This is a genomic window from Aeromicrobium sp. Leaf289, assembly GCF_001423335.1.
Lineage (GTDB): Bacteria > Actinomycetota > Actinomycetes > Propionibacteriales > Nocardioidaceae > Aeromicrobium.
In genome coordinates this window covers 277029-294492 of the sequence record NZ_LMNK01000002.1, presented here as the reverse complement: position 1 = coordinate 294492, position 17464 = coordinate 277029, and the positions used below count along the sequence as shown (strand labels likewise).

Annotated in this window: 13 protein-coding genes; 4 read left to right on the top strand and 9 right to left on the bottom strand. The window is 71.9% G+C overall.

Going from position 1 to position 17464, the window contains the following annotated elements; translation table 11 throughout:
- Positions 1-23 precede the first annotated feature (23 nt).
- Positions 24-869, top strand: a complete 846-nt coding sequence (locus tag ASF37_RS05275) for a DUF5926 family protein (protein ID WP_056579394.1) — start codon at positions 24-26, stop codon at positions 867-869.
- Positions 870-879: 10 nt separating this feature from the next.
- On the opposite strand, the gene ASF37_RS05270 is transcribed toward ASF37_RS05275, so the two are convergent.
- Positions 880-1335, bottom strand: coding sequence for a hypothetical protein (locus ASF37_RS05270; protein ID WP_055961790.1), 456 nt, complete (start codon positions 1333-1335; stop codon positions 880-882).
- 135 nt (positions 1336-1470) lie between these two features.
- Here ASF37_RS05270 and ASF37_RS05265 point away from each other — a divergent pair, with 135 nt between their 5' ends.
- Both ASF37_RS05265 and ASF37_RS05260 read left to right on the top strand, forming a co-directional pair.
- Positions 1471-2973 (top strand): cytosine permease, encoded by a 1503-nt coding sequence (locus ASF37_RS05265; protein WP_056579392.1) that lies wholly within the window; start codon positions 1471-1473, stop codon positions 2971-2973.
- Positions 2970-3491 (top strand): cysteine hydrolase family protein, encoded by a 522-nt coding sequence (locus tag ASF37_RS05260; RefSeq protein ID WP_056579390.1) that lies wholly within the window; start codon positions 2970-2972, stop codon positions 3489-3491. The genes ASF37_RS05265 and ASF37_RS05260 overlap by 4 nt, the downstream gene beginning before the upstream one ends.
- Positions 3492-3494: 3 nt before the next feature.
- Here ASF37_RS05260 and ASF37_RS05255 read toward each other — a convergent pair whose 3' ends face one another.
- From ASF37_RS05255 to glgX, 7 genes are all read right to left on the bottom strand, one after another.
- A complete protein-coding gene (locus ASF37_RS05255) occupies positions 3495-4685 on the bottom strand; it encodes an arginine deiminase (protein ID WP_056557119.1) in 1191 nt (396 codons plus the stop codon).
- 249 nt (positions 4686-4934) lie between these two features.
- The gene (locus tag ASF37_RS05250) at positions 4935-6269 is read right to left on the bottom strand and encodes an HNH endonuclease signature motif containing protein (RefSeq protein ID WP_056579387.1); all 1335 of its coding nucleotides are present in this window, start codon (positions 6267-6269) and stop codon (positions 4935-4937) included.
- A 163-nt stretch (positions 6270-6432) separates the two neighbouring features.
- On the bottom strand, positions 6433-8337 hold the full coding sequence (gene glgB / locus ASF37_RS05245) for a 1,4-alpha-glucan branching protein GlgB (RefSeq protein WP_082506410.1): 1905 nt from the start codon (positions 8335-8337) through the stop codon (positions 6433-6435).
- A 1-nt stretch (position 8338) separates the two neighbouring features.
- Positions 8339-9766 (bottom strand): aminoglycoside phosphotransferase, encoded by a 1428-nt coding sequence (locus tag ASF37_RS05240; RefSeq protein WP_162237324.1) that lies wholly within the window; start codon positions 9764-9766, stop codon positions 8339-8341.
- Positions 9763-11496 (bottom strand): maltose alpha-D-glucosyltransferase, encoded by a 1734-nt coding sequence (gene treS, locus ASF37_RS05235; protein WP_200931209.1) that lies wholly within the window; start codon positions 11494-11496, stop codon positions 9763-9765. Before treS ends, ASF37_RS05240 begins: the two co-directional genes overlap by 4 nt.
- Positions 11497-11647: 151 nt before the next feature.
- Positions 11648-13618 carry a maltotransferase domain-containing protein gene (locus tag ASF37_RS05230; protein ID WP_055961763.1) on the bottom strand — a complete coding sequence of 657 codons (1971 nt, stop codon included), beginning with the start codon at positions 13616-13618 and terminating at the stop codon, positions 11648-11650.
- A gap of 103 nt (positions 13619-13721) precedes the next feature.
- Positions 13722-15860 (bottom strand): glycogen debranching protein GlgX, encoded by a 2139-nt coding sequence (gene glgX, locus ASF37_RS05225; protein WP_056579385.1) that lies wholly within the window; start codon positions 15858-15860, stop codon positions 13722-13724.
- Between the two features lie 59 nt (positions 15861-15919).
- On the opposite strand from glgX, the gene glsA reads away from it, so the two are divergent.
- Positions 15920-16852 carry a glutaminase A gene (glsA, locus tag ASF37_RS05220; RefSeq protein ID WP_055961757.1) on the top strand — a complete coding sequence of 311 codons (933 nt, stop codon included), beginning with the start codon at positions 15920-15922 and terminating at the stop codon, positions 16850-16852.
- A 6-nt stretch (positions 16853-16858) separates the two neighbouring features.
- Here the strand turns inward: glsA and ASF37_RS05215 are convergent, their stop codons facing one another.
- Positions 16859-17461 carry a hypothetical protein gene (locus tag ASF37_RS05215; RefSeq protein WP_056579382.1) on the bottom strand — a complete coding sequence of 201 codons (603 nt, stop codon included), beginning with the start codon at positions 17459-17461 and terminating at the stop codon, positions 16859-16861.
- Positions 17462-17464: the final 3 nt, after the last annotated feature.

Sequence of the window (17464 nt, the reverse complement as noted above, 5' to 3'; positions counted from 1 at the left end):
GCCCGGCTCGTTAGGGTGCGGCCATGGGAAAGAAGTCGCGCCGCACCAAGGCCCCGAAGCCTGCCCGCATGCCGTTCGTGGCCCGCACGTTCGAGGGACTGCCCGGGGAGGGTGACTGGATCGCGCTGCGCGAGTTCGTGCCCGCAGCCACGGCCACGGTCACGCTCAACGGCGGCGAGCAGGTGCGCGTGTGCTCCCTGCTCCCCGGCAGTGGGGCCGGCATCCGCCGTCCCGACGGCGAGATCTGGCTCGGTCTGCAGGTGCTGCACAACCACGGCGACGTGAGCCGCGACCTCGCCGGCACCATCGAGACCGCCCGCGAGACCGAGCCCGGCAACCCCGTCCCCGTGCGCGACCCCGGCGTGGGCGACCGGCTGCAGCAGGTCGTGGACCCGGCGTCGTCGTTCGACGTCGAGGTGCACGACGGCTTCGACTTCTGGGTGGAGGGCACCGATGCCGAGGGCTCCGACGCGCTCGCCCAGGCCAACGAGTCGGTCTCGCCGACCGAGCGTCTGACCTCCGTCGAGGCCGCCTACTGGGTGCGCATGGCCGACAAGCGCTACCTGCGCTGGGTGGTCACCAAGAACGAGGACACGGTGCTCGACGGCTTCGCCCGGCTGGCCGCCGCCGGTGAGGAGACGCTGGGCGAGGGCACCAAGCTCATCGGCATGTTCCGCGCGCACGGCCTGCTCGTGCCGGTGTGGGAGATGGACCCCGCCGTGGTCGACGACGGCGCTGCGGCCCTCGACGCCCCCCTCGCGGCGCTGTCCGAGCGTCTGGACGCCGCCATCGCCGACGACGCCCCGCTCACGTCGGAGCAGCGCAACGCCCGCTCCAACCTGACGAGCCGCCAGCTCACCATCCGCTGAGCCGGGCGGGTCAGCAGGAGCCGAAGACGGGGGTCGTGCGCACGGAGCTCCCGCGGGTGCTGGGGTAGCCGGAGACCTTCCACGACACCACGGCCTTCGCGCGCCACTGACGACCGGTGAGTCCGGCCGAGTACGCCGGGGAGCCGACGGTGTCGAGCACCGCGTAGCCGTCGGGGTCGGCGTCGTAGGAGACGGTGCTCCACGACCCGCCACACGTGCGGCGCTGCAGGGTGAGCTCGGTGACCGCGCCGACCTTGGGGTCGCCCTTCGACCAGGCGAGGCCGATCGCGCGGACGTTCCGGTCACTCGCGTCCCACTTCAGGCTGACGCAGCCGGCGCGCAGCGTCTGGTTGGAGAAGCAGGACTCCTTGGTCACGTCGACGGGGTTGGACGCCGCCGCCGGACCGGCGGTGGTGGCGAGGGCGACGGCGGCCGAGGCGGTCAGGGCGAGGAGGGTGCGCTTCATGGGAGTCTCCGAGGGGGGATGGGCTCCGGGGGCCGGTGCCGGTGAGCGAGGCTAGGCCGCCCGGACTGCTGGGCACCCGGGCCCGTGGGCCCGATGGTGGGCCCACGTCGAGCCCGACCGTGGGACGCTGGGTGCATGAACGAGCAGCCCACCGCAGGTCCGTCCGGTCTCGAGGCCGTGCGGCGTGCCGGCATCGAGGTCGCCGGCATCGAGGTCATCGACGAGTCCGACCGCACCGCCAAGCCGTCCGACCTGTTCTGGCCGTGGTTCGCGGCCAACGTGTCGGTGTTCGGCATCTCCTACGGCAGCTACGTGCTGGGCTTCGGCCTCTCGCTGGTGCAGGCCGTCCTCGTGACCGTGCTCGGCGTGGTGGTCTCCTTCGCCGCGTGCGGTCTCGTGGCCATCGCGGGCAAGCGAGGGTCGGCGCCGACCATGGTCCTGAGCCGCGCGCCCTTCGGCGTCGTCGGCCAGAAGGTGCCCGGCGTGTTCAGCTGGCTGATCTCCATCGGGTGGGAGACCTTCCTCGCGATCATGGCGACGCTCGCGACGGCGACCATCTTCCGGGAGCTCGGCTGGGGCGGTGGCACCGGCACCAAGGTCGTGGCGTGCGTCGTGATCGCGGCGCTGATCGTCGCGGCGTCGGTGGCCGGCTACCACCTGATCATGCGAATGCAGTCGGTCCTCACGTGGCTGACCGGGGCCGTGACCATCGGCTACATCCTGCTGACCTTCGACCAGATCGACCTCGACCGCGTCACGGCGCTGCCCGGCGGCTCGGGCCAGGCCGTCGTCGGCGCCTTCGTCATGGTGATGACGGGCTTCGGCTTCGGCTGGATCAACATCGCCGCGGACTGGTCGCGCTACCAGCGGCGTGACACCCCTGGTTCGCAGATCGTGCTGTGGAACACGATCGCCGGCGCTCTCGCCCCGGTGGTCCTCGTGGTCTACGGCGTGCTGCTGGCCGGATCCTCGGACACCCTCAGCGCGGGCATCGTGGACGACCCCATCGGCACCCTGGCGTCCGTCCTGCCCACGTGGTTCCTCGTGCCCTTCCTGGTCGCGTCGGTGCTGGCCCTCGTCTCGGGTGCGGTGCTCGGCATCTACTCCTCGGGCCTCACCCTGCTCAGCCTGGGCGTGCGGATCCCCCGCCCCGCCGCTGCCGGCATCGACGGCGTGATCCTGACGCTCGGCACCGTCTACGTCGTGTTCGTGGCGGAGACGTTCCTCGGCCCGTTCACGAGCTTTCTCATCACGCTCGGGGTCCCCATCGCCGCCTGGGCCGGCATCATGATCGGCGACATCGCGCTGCGTCGGCGCGACTACGACGACGCCGCCCTGTTCGACGCCTCCGGCCGCTACGGAGCCGTCGACTGGACGTCGGTGGGCACCATGCTCGTGGCCTCGGTCATCGGCTGGGGGCTGGTCGTCAACCAGGTCTCGGGCACCGCGTGGAACGACTGGCAGGGCTACCTCATCCAGCCGTTCGGCCTGGGCACCCGCCTGCCCGACGGTGCCGGCTGGGACGGTGCCTGGCCGTACGCCAACCTCGGCGTCCTCGTGGCCTTCGCCCTCGGTCTGGTGGTCACGCTCGTCGCCCGCCGCTCCGTGGTCCGCCGCCAGGAGGCGCTGGTCCCGTGATCGACCGCTGGCTGGTCGTCGTGGACCCGCAGCGGGTGTTCGCCGACCCGGACTCCCCGTGGGGGTCGCCGATGTTCGCGGACACGGTCGAGCCGATCCGGGCGCTGGCCGCCGCTCTGCCCACGATCGTCACGCGATGGGTCCCGGCCCCGGACGCCGAGCGCATCGGGTCCTGGCGCACCTACTTCGACGCATGGCCCTTCGCCGATCGGCCGCCCGACGACCCGATGTTCGACGTCGTGCCCGACCTGGCCGACCTCGCGGCCGAGGCCACGGTCGTGTCCGCGCCGACGTTCGGCAAGTGGGACGCGGTCCAGGCCGTCACCGGGTCCGCGCCGACGCTCGTGGTGGCCGGGGTGTCCACCGACTGCTGCGTGCTCTCGACGGTGCTCGCTGCCGCCGATGCGGGCGCGACCGTCGAGGTCGTGGCCGACGCCTGCGCAGGCTCCTCGCCGGAGAACCACCGCCGCGCCCTCGACGCCATGGCGCTCTACAGCCCGCAGGTCACGATCGTCTGAGGGTCAGTCGCGCAGGATCGGGCAGCTCATGCAGCGCGGGCCACCGCGCCCCGACCCGAGCTCGGAGCCGCTGATCGCGACGACCTCGATGCCGTGCTCCTCGAGCCGGGCGTTGGTCTGCTCGTTGCGCTCGTAGGCCACGGCGAGACGGGCGTCGATCGCGAGGGTGTTGTTGCCGTCGTCCCACTGCTCGCGCTCGGCCGTGACCGGGTCCAGGCCGGTGTCGATGCGGTGCAGCGCCTCGATGCCCATCGCCTCGGCCGCGGCCTCGAAGAAGGACCGCTCGGCACCCACCACCAGCGTGCCGTCCTCGTCGTCGCTCGCCGTGACGGCGATGGCGCGCAGCTCGTCGGCCATGTTGGGGTAGATGACCACGCTATCGACGTCGACCATGGTGACGATCGTGTCGAGGTGCATGGTGGCGCGCTCCTGCGCGATCGGCACCGCGAGCACCGTCCGTGCGAGCCCGGTGGAGAGCACCGTCGAGGCGAACCGCTCGAAGCCCGCCGGGGTGGTGCGCTCGCCGACGCCGACGGCGATGACGCCAGGGGCGAGCAGCAGCACGTCGCCGCCCTCGAGGTGCTCCAGGTGCGGGCCGTGGACGCGCTCGGCGCCGGCGAACCGCGGGTGGTGGGTGTAGATCAGCCCGGTCAGCTGCGTCTCGCGCACGCGGGCCGGCATGGCCAGGCTGGTCACGGCCACCCGGTCCGGCAGCCACACCGAGGAGTCGCGCGTGAACAGCAGGTTGGGCAGCGGGTCCACGAGGAAGTCGTCGGGGCGCAGCAGGCTCGTGACGATGCTGCGGTGCGCGATCTCGTCGTTGCGCAGGCCGGCGGTGACGACCGCGGCCAGCTCGTCGGCAGGCAGGTCGGTCAGCGCCGACACGAGGTAGCGGCGCAGGCTGTCGCCGAGGTGCAGCGTGGCCGTGGTGCTGGCGATGATCTCGGCCCGCGCCTCGGGCTGCTCGAGCGTCTCGACGAGCAGCTCCACGAGGTACAGCACCTCGACGTCGTGGTCGCGCAGCGCCTGCGCGAACGCGTCGTGCTCGTCCTGCGCGCGCCCCAGCCACGGGATGCCGTCGAACAGCAGCGAGTCGTTGTTGCGTGGCGTCAGCCGCGCCAGCTCCTGGCCCGGCCGGTGCAGCATGACCGTCCGCAGACGTCCGACCTCGCTCGATGCACCCCACGTCGTCATGGTCGTCAGCCTAGGTGCAGCCGGCCGGGTGGTCGCGGCACAGTGCCGCGCCGCCGATCCCGACCCCGATGGTCGAGCATCCGGGACCATCCACCGAACGCCTCGGAGATCCGTGAGCACCCCGGTGGTCGAGTGCCTCCACGAGCGCCAGCGAGGGGAGGTGTGTCGAGACCACTCCAGGCGGCTTAGTGGCAGCCGGGCAGCACGAGTGCCCCGACCGATGGGTCGGATGTCGTCGTTGGTCGGGTGTCAGGGTCGCCAGCGGTGGTTGCGTTGCCAGGTGTCGGAGCCGGGGAGCTTCCACTCGACGTGGCCGTCGTCGGGGTTGATGCGTCCGATCCAGCCTTGGTCGTGGGCTCGGTGGTGGTGGAACGGGCAGAGCAGTGCGCCGTCTCTGATGTCGGTGGTCTTGGAGGTGGCGTAGGGGTTGAGGTGGTGGGCCTCGGTCCATCTGGCGTCTCGGTCGCAACCGGGTGTGGTGCATCCGCCGTCTCTCTTCTCCATGGCTCGGCGCGAGGCCCGATTGAAGTACCGGTTCGCTGATCCGAGGTCGAGCGGGAGTGGCTTGCCGTTGAGGACCATGGGCACGATCTGCGCCGAACACGCGAGCCGGCGGGCTTCGCCGGCCGAGATCCGGGTGCCGTCCGACAGCCCGGCGGCCTTGACGCCACCCATGAGCGTCTCGAGGTCGAGATTCACGGTGACGACCGCGCTGACGCCGCCTTTGGACGGGAGCTGGTCGGCGGGGAGGTGCTCGATGAGGGTGGTGAAGGCGTGGCCGAGGCGCTGGGGGTAGGTCTGGCCGAATCCCACCTCGTCCATCTCGCCGGTGGCGGCGTTGACGGTGCCGACCTTCTGGTGGGGTGCTGCGAGTGCGTCGAGGGCGGTCTTGAGCATGGCGCCCTGTGCTTCGGGGAGGGTGAAGCTGCCGGTGACGGTGCCGTCGTTGTTGTCCCACATCGAGAAGCTCGTCTTCGCCCGGGCCGCCTCTTCCTTCTTGCGGAGGATCTCGTCCTCGTCGGCGTCGACCTCGTCGACGGTCTTGCGGTAGGTCTCGGTGATCCGAGCCGCCCGCCGGCGCAGGTCCTTCAGAGTCAGCCGCTGCGCGTCCTTCAGCAGGGTCTCTTCGCACCGCTCACGCTGTTCTGAAGTCACGTCGTCGGGAAGCTTGGCCAACGCGCGGGAGATGAGGTCGGCCTGCTTGGTGCTGATCACCCCGGCGGCGAGCGCGTTCTCGATGAGGGTGGTCTGCTCCTCGATCCGCTGCGCGGTGTTCACCAACGCGTCGGCGCCGCTGCGGTCCCCACCGAAGTCGAACGAGATCGTGGCCCCGGTCGAGGTGCCCGTTCCCGGGCGCGGTCCGTCACCGTTCGCCGCGGCCTTGCGGGCCTTCTCCAGCACGCGTGCGGCGGCCATCTTGTGCGCGGCGACCTGGGACTCCAACCGGGACAGCTCACCGATCAACCGTCGGACCTCGCCGGTCTCGAGCCCGTCCCACGCACTCGTGGGCACCGCGGAGAACGACTCACGCGCGGAACGCACGCACGCCGGCACCGGGTGGGTGTCGAGTGCGGCGACGCTCATGATTCCTCCTGCTGATCTACTCCCATTCTAGAGGCAGGATCAGGCATGAAACAAGCACATGTTCGAATACAAGCAGAACGTCCCGGCGGTCCACAGACCTTCGGCCCCACTCCGTGCGGAGCGGGGCCGAAGGGTGGTGCGCAGGGCGCGGACCGGGCCCGACCTACTGCTGCTCGGGCACCAGCCAGAGCACCCCGGCCGGGGGCAGCTGGACCTCGGCGGATGCCGCGAACCCGTGGTGCGGAACCATCTCGGCCTCGACGCTGCCGAGGTTGCCGACGCCGGAGCCGCCGTAGGACTCGGCGTCGGTGTTCAGCACCTCGCGCCACGTGCCGGGCAGGGGCAGGCCCACCCGGTAGTCGTGGTGAGGGCTGCCGGAGAAGTTGGCCAGGCAGGCCAGCTGCGAGCCGTCCGAGCCGATCCGCAGGAAGCAGATGACGTTGCCCTGGGTGTCGGAGGCGTCGATCCACCGGAAGCCCTCGGGACGCGCGTCGGCCGTGAACAGGGCCGGGGTGTCGCGGTAGGTGAGGTTGAGGTCGCTGACCAGCTCGAGCACACCGGCGTGCAGCGGGTCCTCCAGCGCGTGCCAGTCGAGACCGCGCGACTCGGCCCACTCGCCCTCCTGGCCGAACTCCCCGCCCATGAACAGCATCTGCTTGCCGGGGTGCGCCCACATGAAGGCCAGCAGCGCGCGCACGCCGGCCGCCTTGTTCCAGGCGTCGCCGGGCATCCGGCCCCACAGCGAGCCCTTGCCGTGCACGACCTCGTCGTGCGAGAGGGGCAGGACGAAGTTCTCGGTCCAGGCGTAGTCGATCGCGAAGGTCATCTCGCCGTGGTGGTACGAGCGGTGCACGGGGTCCTGCCCCAGGTATGACAACGTGTCGTGCATCCAGCCCATGTTCCACTTGAAGCCGAAGCCGAGACCGCCGGCGTCGGTGGGCGCGCTGACGCCGGGCCACGCGGTGGACTCCTCGGCGATCATCATCACGCCGGGGTGGTGCTTGTAGACCGTGGCGTTGAGCTCCTGCAGCAGCTGCACGGCCTCGAGGTTCTCGCGGCCGCCGTGCTTGTTGGGCACCCACTCGCCGTCGTTGCGCGAGTAGTCCAGGTAGAGCATCGAGGCGACGGCGTCGACGCGCAGGCCGTCGAGGTGGAACTCCTCGAGCCAGTAGAGCGCGTTCGCCACGAGGAAGTTGCGCACCTCGTTGCGGCCGAAGTCGAAGACGTAGGTGCCCCAGTCGGGCTGCTCGCCGCGCCGCGGGTCGGGGTGCTCGTACAGCGGGGTGCCGTCGAAGCGGGCGAGGGCCCACTCGTCCCGCGGGAAGTGCGCGGGCACCCAGTCGACGATGACGCCGATGCCGCGCTGGTGCAGCTCGTCGACGAACCACCGGAAGTCGTCGGGGGAGCCGAAGCGCGACGTGGGGGCGTAGTACGACGTGACCTGGTAGCCCCACGAGCCGCCGAAGGGGTGCTCGGCCACGGGCATGAGCTCGACATGGGTGAAGCCCATCTCGACGAGGTAGTCGCCGAGCTCGTCGGCCAGCTCCCGGTAGGACAGCCCCGGTCGCCACGACCCGAGGTGCACCTCGTACACGCTCACCGGCGCCTCGAGCCACGCGGTCGCGTCGCGTCGGGCCACCCATGCATCGTCGCGCCAGCGGTGCTGCGGCTCCACGACGACGGACGCGGTGGCCGGGGGGACCTCGGTGCCGAAGGCGAGCGGGTCGGCCTTCTCGTGCCACGCACCGTCGGGACCCTGGAGGCGGAACTTGTAGCGCGCGCCCGCGCCGACGTCCGGGACGAAGAGGTCCCACACGCCCGAACCGCCGAGGGCCCGCATCGCCTGGGCCCCGCCGTCCCAGCCGTTGAAGTCGCCGACGACCTGCACGGCCTGCGCGTTCGGCGCCCAGACGGCGAAGGAGGTCCCGCCCACCGGCCCGGACGGGCCCTCGTGCGTGCGCACGTGCGCACCGAGGACCTCCCAGAGCCGCTCGTGGCGGCCCTCGGCCACCAGGTGCAGGTCGAGGTCACCCACCGCGGGGGGCCAGCTCGTCGTGGACTCGCTCATGTCACTCACCCTCACGCAGGATCCGGGCGATCGACCCCAGCGGGACGCTCGACCAGTCGGGTCGGTTGGCGTGCTCGTAGGACACCTCGTAGACGGCCTTGTCGAGCTCGAGGCCGCGCAGCAGGTCGGCGTCGTCGCGTGGATCGCGGCCGGCCGCCTTGGCGTAGCCGTCGCAGAACGCCAGCCGGTTGTGGCGCGCCCAGGCCGCGGCCCGCTCGGTCTGCTCCTCGTCGGCGGGCTGGCCCACGAGCAGCTGCTGGGCCGCGTAGTCGAACGAGCGCAGCATGCCGGCGACGTCGCGCAGGGGCGAGCGCAGCGCCGACCGCTCGGCCAGGCTCGAGGCGGGCTCGCCCTCGAAGTCGAGCAGCAGCCAGCCGTGGACGGTGCGGAGCACCTGGCCGAGGTGCAGGTCGCCGTGCACGGGCTGGAGCGGCAGGGTCAGCTCGATGCCGTGCAAGCGGTGGAACGCCTCGCGGATCCCGTCGACGTGGGGCGCCAGGTCGTCGACCTCCGCAGCGACGCGGTCGAGCCGTGCCTCCATGGCCGCCACGGTGCGCTCGAGGTCGTCGTCGGCCGCCGGCTCGGTGCCCAGGGCACGGGCGAGGTCGGCGTGCACGTCGGCCACGGCCCGGCCCAGCCGGTACGCCTCCCCGGCGAAGTCGCCGCCCAGGTCGCCGGGCGGCAGGCCGGAGTCGTCGGCCATGAAGTCGCGGACGCTCGTGGTGGCCATGACCCAGCCGTCGGCGGCGTCGGGCAGGAACCGTTGCAGCATCCCGAAGCTGACCTCGTCGTCGCCGATCCGTCCGCTGATCGCACCGAGCGGCTCGGCCACGTGCGCGGAACCCACCTGCCGCAGGGCGCGGTGCAGCACGAGGTCCTTGTTGACGCCCGGGGTGAGCTTGCGGAACAGCTTGAGGATGTACTGGCCGCCGTAGACGAGCGACGTGTTGCTCTGCTCCGAGGAGATGGGGTGCGCGCGCAGGCCGGTGGTCAGCTCCACGCCGGGCTCGGGGTCGAAGCGCAGGTCACCGACGCGCTCGCCCGCGGCGACGTGGTCCAGCAGCACGCCCGTGAGGTCGGCGTCGCCGCTGGCCTCGTACCAGACGGGACCGTCGCCGGCGGGGATCGCCGCCGCCGCCGGGACGTCGGGCAGTCCGTCGCTGCGTCGACCGAGGAGCAGCTGGTAGGCCTCGGTCCGGTCGCCCTGCTGCACCTCCACCACGAGGTGCACGAGAAGGGGCTCACCGGGCAGGACCACGGTCCAGTCGACGGTGCGCGTGCCGGTGACGGGTCGGTCCTTGCCGCCGAACCACCGCTGCGCGGGAAGCCAGTCGGGCAGGGCCGCCACCACGCGGTCGACGTCGGAGGTCCCGACCTCGTGGCCCTGGTCGGGAGTGCCCTGGTCGGGAGTGCTCACGGGATCGCTCATGTCATGCTCCTTCGTTCGCCCTCGTCGCCGAGCTCGGACAGCTGGAACCAGTAGAAGCCGTGGCCCGGCAGGGTGAGCAGGTACGGCAGCTCACCGACGCGGGGGAAGCGGACGCTGCCGGTCAGCTCGACGGGGGTGCACCCCTCGTGCTCGCCGAGCTCGAGCTCGACGGGCTGGGGGAAGCGGGACAGGTTGTTGACGCAGAGCACGACGTCGCGTTCCCCGTCGGGACGGGTCCACACGCGCTGGTAGGCGAGCACGCTCGGGTTCGAGCCGCCCAGGTCGGTGAAGTCGCCCTCGGCGAACGCGAGGTGCTGCTTGCGCACCTCGATCATGCGTCGGGTCCACGACAGCAGCGAGGCGCTGTTGCCCATCTGCGCCTCGACGTTGACCGCCTCGTAGCCGTAGGTCGGGTCCATGATCGGCGGCAGGTACACGCGGCCGGGGTCGGACCGCGAGAAGCCGGCGTTGCGGTCGGGGGACCACTGCATGGGCGTGCGGACGGCGTCGCGGTCGCCGAGCCAGATGTTGTCGCCCATGCCGATCTCGTCGCCGTAGTAGAGGACGGGCGAGCCGGGCAGGCTCAGCAGCATGGCGGTGAACAGCTCCAGCTGGTTGCGGTCGTTCTCCAGCAGGGGCGCGAGCCGTCGGCGGATGCCGATGTTGGCCTTCATGCGTGGGTCGCGCGCGTACTCGCGGTACATGTAGTCGCGCTCGTCGTCGGTGACCATCTCGAGCGTCAGCTCGTCGTGGTTGCGCAGGAAGATGCCCCACTGGGTGCCCGACGGGATGGGCGGCGTCTGCGCCAGGATCTCCGAGATCGGGAAGCGCGACTCGCGCCGCACCGCCATGAAGATGCGCGGCATGAGCGGGAAGTGGAAGGCCATGTGGCACTCGTCGCCGCCGACCGCGGGGTCGCCGAAGTACTCGACGACGTCGGACGGCCACTGGTTGGCCTCGGCCAGCAGCACCCGACCGGGGTACTCGCGGTCGATCGTCGCGCGCACCTCGCGGAGGTACTCGTGCGTGCGGGGGAGGTTCTCGCTGCTCGTGCCCTCCTCCTCGAACAGGTAGGGCACGGCGTCGAGGCGGAAGCCGTCGATGCCGAGGTCGAGCCAGAACCGCAGGACGTCGAGCATGGCCTCGCGGACGGCGGGGTTCTCGAAGTTCAGGTCGGGCTGGTGGCTGAAGAAGCGGTGCCAGAAGAACTGGCCGCGCACGGGGTCGTACGTCCAGTTCGACGTCTCGGTGTCGACGAAGATGATGCGCGCGTCGCTGTACTCCGTGCCGTCGTCGCTCCACACGTAGAAGTCGCCGTACGGGCCGTCGGGGTCCTGCCGCGACGCCTGGAACCACGGGTGCGCGTCGGACGTGTGGTTGAGGACGAGGTCGGTGATGACGCGGATGCCGCGCCGGTGCGCCTCCTCGAGCAGGTGCACGAAGTCGTCGACGGTGCCGAACTCCGGCAGCACGGCGCGGAAGTCGCTGATGTCGTAGCCGCCGTCGCGCAGGGGGGAGGCGTAGAACGGGGGGAGCCACAGGCAGTCGACGCCCAGCCACTCGATGTAGTCGAGCTTGTCGGCCAGGCCGCGCAGGTCGCCCGTGCCGTCGCCGTTGGAGTCGTTGAACGCCCGGACCAGCACCTCGTAGAAGACGGCGCGCTTGAACCAGTCGGGGTCGGCGGGCACCTGCTCGGCGTGCTCGAAGTCCTCCGAGCTCGGCTCGGTCATGGTCCCGTCGGCCTCGACGCTCTCGCCGGTGTGGGGGGTCTGCTCCAGTCCGTCGAGGGCGGAGTCCACGAGGAGGGGGTCCGGTGCGGTGTCCTGGCGGGTGGGGTCGTCGGTCATGCGATCACCTCGGTGGGATCAGGGGGAAGGGATGTCATCGGGACGTGACGTGCACGACGTGCGCGCACGTGCGCGCGGGGTCGAGGCGCACGTAGTTGGCCGCGCCCCAGTCGTAGGTCTCGCCGGTCACCTCGTCGTGGGCGACGAGACGCGCGTCGTGGTCGAACCCGAGCTCGTGCAGGTCGAGGAACAGGGTGCCCTCGCGCGCCTCGTGCGGGTCGAGCGAGAGCACGACGACGACGGTGTCGCCCGTGGCGGGGTCCTGCTTGGACCAGGCCAGCAGGGCGTCGTGGTCGACGTGGTGGAAGTGCAGCGTGCGCATCTGCTGCAGCGCCGGGTGAGCACGGCGGATCTCGTTGAGCCGGGTGAGCCACGGCTCGAGGGAGCGGCCCTCGGCCAGGGCCCCGGCGAAGTCACGCGGGCGCAGCTGGAACTTCTCGGAGTCGAGGTACTCCTCGGCACCCGGTCGCAGCACCGCGGACTCGAACAGCTCGTAGCCGGCGTACACGCCCCAGGTGGGGGCCAGCGTCGCCGCGAGGGCGGCGCGCAGGGCGAACATGCCCGGTCCCCCCACCTGCAGGTGCGCGGGGAGGATGTCGGGCGTGTTGACGAAGAGGTTGGCGCGCCCCTCGTCCCAGTGCTCGCGCAGGTCCTCTCCGAACTCGGTGATCTCCTGCTTGGTGGTGCGCCAGGTGAAGTACGTGTAGCTCTGCGTGAACCCGAGCCGGGCCAGGCCCCACAGACGCGCGGGGCGGGTGAAGGCCTCGGCAAGGAACAGCACGTCGGGGTGGTCGGCCTTGACCGACGCGATCAGCCACGCCCAGAAGTCCGGCGGCTTGGTGTGCGGGTTGTCGACGCGGAAGATGCGCACCCCCCGCTCGACCCAGTGCAGGGTGACGCGCAGCATCTCGGCGTAGATGGCGTCGCGGTCGAGGTCGAAGTTGAGCGGGTAGATGTCCTGGTACTTCTTGGGCGGGTTCTCGGCGTAGGCGATCGTGCCGTCGGGCAGCGTCGTGAAGAACTCGGGGTGCTCGGCCACCCAGGGGTGGTCGGGCGCCGCCTGCAGGGCGAGGTCGAGCGCGACCTCGAGGTCCAGCTCGCGGGCGCGCTCCACGAACGCGGCGAAGTCCTCCTCGGTGCCCAGCGCGGGGTGGATGGCGTCGTGACCGCCCTCGGCCGCGCCGATGGCCCACGGCGAGCCGACGTCGTCGGGGCCGGGCGTGAGCGTGTTGTTGGGTCCCTTGCGGTTGTCGCGGCCGATCGGGTGGATCGGGGGCAGGTAGACCACGTCGAACTTCATCGCGGCGACGCGGTCGAGCTCCTTCGTGGCCGTGGCGAACGTGCCGTGCACGGGGGTGCCCTGGGCGTCGACGCCACCGGTGGAGCGGGGGAAGAACTCGTACCAGGAGCCGAACGCGGCGCGCTGCCGGTCGACCCAGACGTGCCGCTCGGGCCCCTGGGTGACGAGGTCGCGGACGGGGTGCTCCTGCATCGTGCGGCGGACGTCGTCACCGAGAGCGGGCCCGACCCGTGCGCCGAGCGGCAGGGTGTCGTCGCGCAGGGCCGACGCCGCGCCCAGCAGCGCCTTCTGCTCGGCGCGACGGTCCTTGCGGTCCGCGACCTGCTCGAGCAGACGTGCAGCCAGCTCGAGGTCGTTGGCGAGCTCGGCGGGGGTCTGCCCGGCGGCCAGCTTGGCGTCGAGGGCGTGCGCGGTGGTGGCCCACGGGTCGCTCCACGCATCGACGCGGAACGTCCACAGCCCCTCGGAGTCGGGGACGATCGTGGCGGCGAAGAGGTCCAGGCCGGTGCCCTGCTCCTGCATGCGCACGGTGCGCTCGGCGCGGTCGCCAGGGCCGCGCCACGCGACGGTGGCTCCCACGGCGTCGTGGCCCTCGCGCCAGACCGTGGCCTGCACGGGCACGTGCTCGCCCACCACCGCCTTGGAGGGGTAGGTGCCGTCGCCCGAGAGGGGCCGCACGTCATCGATGCCGAGCCGGTCCGTCATGCGAGTCACTCCCGTCGATCGCTGCGTTCGGTGTCCCTTCGAACGTAGCGGTGAACGTGGACGGGCGCGATTCCCGCGGGACCGGTCCCCGGTCGCGGGCCCGTCAGTCGTGCCGGGGAGCCTTGAGCAGCAGCAGGGAACGCGCCGCCAGCGTGGTGCGGCTGCCGGCCGCGAAGGCCTCGGTCGAGGCCGGGCTGCCGTCGGCCGACGTGGTGTCGAGCGTCGGCTCGAACGTGGCACCGAACTCCTGCCCCGGGAGCACGACCTCGAGCGGCTCGGCGCCGGCGTGCAGCAGCAGGAGCCACGAGTGGTCGGTGAGCAGCTCGCCCTCGCGGGTGCGGGACTGGCTGTTCGACCCGTCGATCCACATGCCGAGCGTCCGGCGCTCCGGGTCCTGCCAGTCCGGCTCGGTCATCTCCTGGCCGTCGGGCCGCAGCCAGATCAGGTCGGGCCGGCCGGTGGGCGTGGTGCGGCCGTCGAAGAACTCGGCCTGGCGCAGGGCAGGACTCTTCGCGCGCAGGTGCACGACCCGACGGGCGAACGTCAGCATCGCGTCGCTCTCGGGGGTCACGGTCCAGTCGACCCACGACGTCGGGTCGTCGAGGCAGTAGGCGTTGTTGTTGCCGCCCTGGGTGCGCCAGCGCTCGTCGCCGGCCACGAACATGGGCGTACCGGTCGAGAGCAGCAGCGTCGCCAGCAGGTTGCGGGCCTGGCGGGCACGCAGCGACGTGATCTCCGGGTCGTCGGTCGCGCCCTCCACGCCGTGGTTCCAGGAGCGGTTGTCGTCGGTGCCGTCGCGGTTGTCCTCGCCGTTGTCCTCGTTGTGCTTGTGGTCGTAGGAGACCAGGTCACGCAGCGTGAAGCCGTCGTGCGCGGTGACGAAGTTGATCGACTGCCAGGGTCGGCGCAGCGTGTGGTCGTAGAGGTCCGACGAGCCGGACAGCCGGTAGGCCAGGTCGTCGACGCCGCCGGCGGCGCCGCGCCAGAAGTCGCGGACCGTGTCGCGGTAGATGCCGTTCCACTCCGCCCACTGGGCGCCGAACGCGCCCACGCGGTAGCCCTCGCCGGTGGCGTCCCACGGCTCGGCGACCAGCTTGCAGCGCGACAGCACGGGATCGGTGGTGATCGCGGTCAGGAGCGTGCTGTCGCGGTCGAAGGCGCCGCCACCGGGACGGCCCATCGTGGAGGCGAGGTCGAAGCGGAACCCGTCGACGCCGAGCTCGGTCGTCCAGTAGCGCAGCGAGTCCGTCACGAGGCGCACGACCTCGGGGGATCCGGCGTCCAGCGTGTTGCCGCAGCCGGTGATGTCGGCCATGTTCCCGTCGTCGCCGTGCAGGTAGTACGCCGGTGCCTCCAGCCCGCGGAGGCTGAGGGTCGGTCCGTCGGGGCCGCCCTCGCAGGTGTGGTTGTAGACGACGTCGACGATGACCTCGATGCCGGCGGCGTGCAGGGCCGCGACCATCGTGCGGAACTCCTCGACCTCACGGCCGGGCTCGCTCGCGTACCCGGGATGCGGTGCGAAGTAGCCGAGGGGTGAGTACCCCCAGTAGTTGTGCCGGCCGGCGGCCACGAGCGAGGGCTCGTCGGTGAAGGCCTGCACGGGCAGCAGCTCGACGGCGGTGATCCCGAGCCGCAGGAGGTGCTCGACGACGGCCGGGTGCGCCAGGCCCAGGTAGGTGCCGCGCAGGGGCTCGGGCACGTCGGGGTGCTGCTGCGTGAACCCCTTGACGTGCAGCTCGAGCACCACGGTCTCCTCGAACGGCACCTCCGGCTTCGTGCCGGTGTCGGGCCCGCCGGGGCTCGTGACGACGGCCAGCGGCACGTGGCCCAGGGAGTCGACGGTGGACGGCTCGGGACCGTCCGGACCGTCGGGGCCGTCGGCGTAGCCGAGCGCGGCCGCCATGTCGGTGAGCGAGCCGCGGATGCGGCGGGCGTAGGGGTCGAGCAGGATCTTGTGCGGGTTGCAGCGCATCCCGGTCTTCGGCTCGTAGGGGCCGTGCACGCGGTAGCCGTAGGTCTGGCCGGGCAGCACGCCCGGCACGAGCCCGTGCCAGACGCCGAACGTCCGCTCGGTCAGCTCGATGCGCCGCTCGGTGCCGTCGTCGTCGACGAGGCACAGCTCGACCCGCTCGGCCACGCTGCTGGCGATCGCGAACCTGACGCCGCCGGCCTCGGGGTGGGCGCCCAGCGGGAACGGTCGTCCGGCGAGCACGTGCAGGCCCTGCGGAGGGTGCGTCGTCATGGCGCCCAGTGTGTCAGGCGTCTCGGGGTCGCCCGGCCGTTCCCGGGTACCCACGGGGGGTGGACATCGACGAGCGGATCCGGACCTTCGACCTCGACCAGCTGCACGCCTCCGTCGCGGAGTCGCACGACGGCGAGGTCGACCGGAGCGTGCCCGAGCACGCCGACGCCGACAGCGGCCTGTTCGGGCTGGCCGTGTGCGACCGGTCGGGCGACGTGCGCCAGGTCGGCGACACGGACGTGACCTTCCCGATCCAGTCCGCGGTCAAGCCGTTCGTCTACGCCTTGGCGCTGGTCGACGCAGGGGCGACCCACCTCGAGGAGATCGGGGTGGAGCCCACGGGCGAGGCCTTCGACGCCGTGCGCCTCGAGAGCGACACCGGTCGGCCGCCGAACCCGATGGTGAACGCGGGTGCCCTGCTGACGGCGAGCCTGGTGGCGGGTGACGGGCCGCAGGACCGCGCGGGACGGATCCTCGCGGGGCTCTCCGCACTGGCGGGCCGGCCGCTCGTGGTCGACGAGCAGGTGAGCCGCTCGGAACACCTGAGCGGCGACCGGAACCGTGCCCTCGGGTACCTCATGCACTCCGCCGGGACGCTGCACGTGGACGTCGAGGACGCGATCGAGGTCTACGCCCGCGTGTGTGCGGTGTCGGTGAGCGCCGAGACCCTCGCCGTCATGGGAGCGACGCTCGCCTTCGGCGGTCGGAACCCGGTGACGGGTGACCGGGTGCTCCCGGTGGAGGTGGTCCGCAGCACGCTGAGCGTCATGGCCACGTGCGGCATGTACGACGGGTCGGGCCGGTGGATGCACCGCGTGGGCATGCCGGCCAAGTCCGGAGTCGCGGGCGGTGTGGTGGCGGCCGCTCCGCGGCACCTCGGCATCGGTGTCTACAGCCCGCCGCTCAACGAGCGCGGCAACAGCGTGCGCGGCGTGCTGGCCTGCGAGCGGCTTGCCGACGATCTCGGTCTGCACGCCTTCACGGTGGCGTGAGCGCGGTCAGAGGAGCAGCAGCAGGACCGCGGCCAGGAACAGGACACCGGCCACGCCCAGGAGGGCCAGGAGCGCGGCGCGCCCGGCTCGGCCGTGCCCGCTGCTCCCGAGCACCTCGGCGCGCGGATCACCGAGCACGAGGCGCTGCTGCTCGGCGAGGAACGTCTGGAACACCCCACCCCACGTGATGTTCCCCCGGTGGGCGGCGTGCCGGCCCGTGTCGGGCTCGACGAGCATCGGCAGCGCGACGACGGCCCACCGTCGGCGGGGTGGTGCCGACGCCTCGTCGCGTGCCTGCTCGTCGGCGGCGCCGCACACGAGGACGGGGAGCACCGCGATCCCGTTGCCGGACCGTCGGCGGGCCCGGCCCGAGAGCGACCCGGCCCGGCCGGCCGTGGTCTCGGTCAGACGGTCGACGTGGCCGGTCGTCGCGTGGTCCACGGGGAGGAGGACCACGACGGTGTGCAGACGGGACAGGAACCAGCCGACCCTGCGGTCGCGACGGCGCAGGACGCGCGTCCCGACCGGCCAGTCGTCACCGGCGTCCAGCGCCTCGTACCCCGCGGCGAGGAGCCGGGAGGTGGCCGCGTCGGACCACGTTTGGTGCACCTC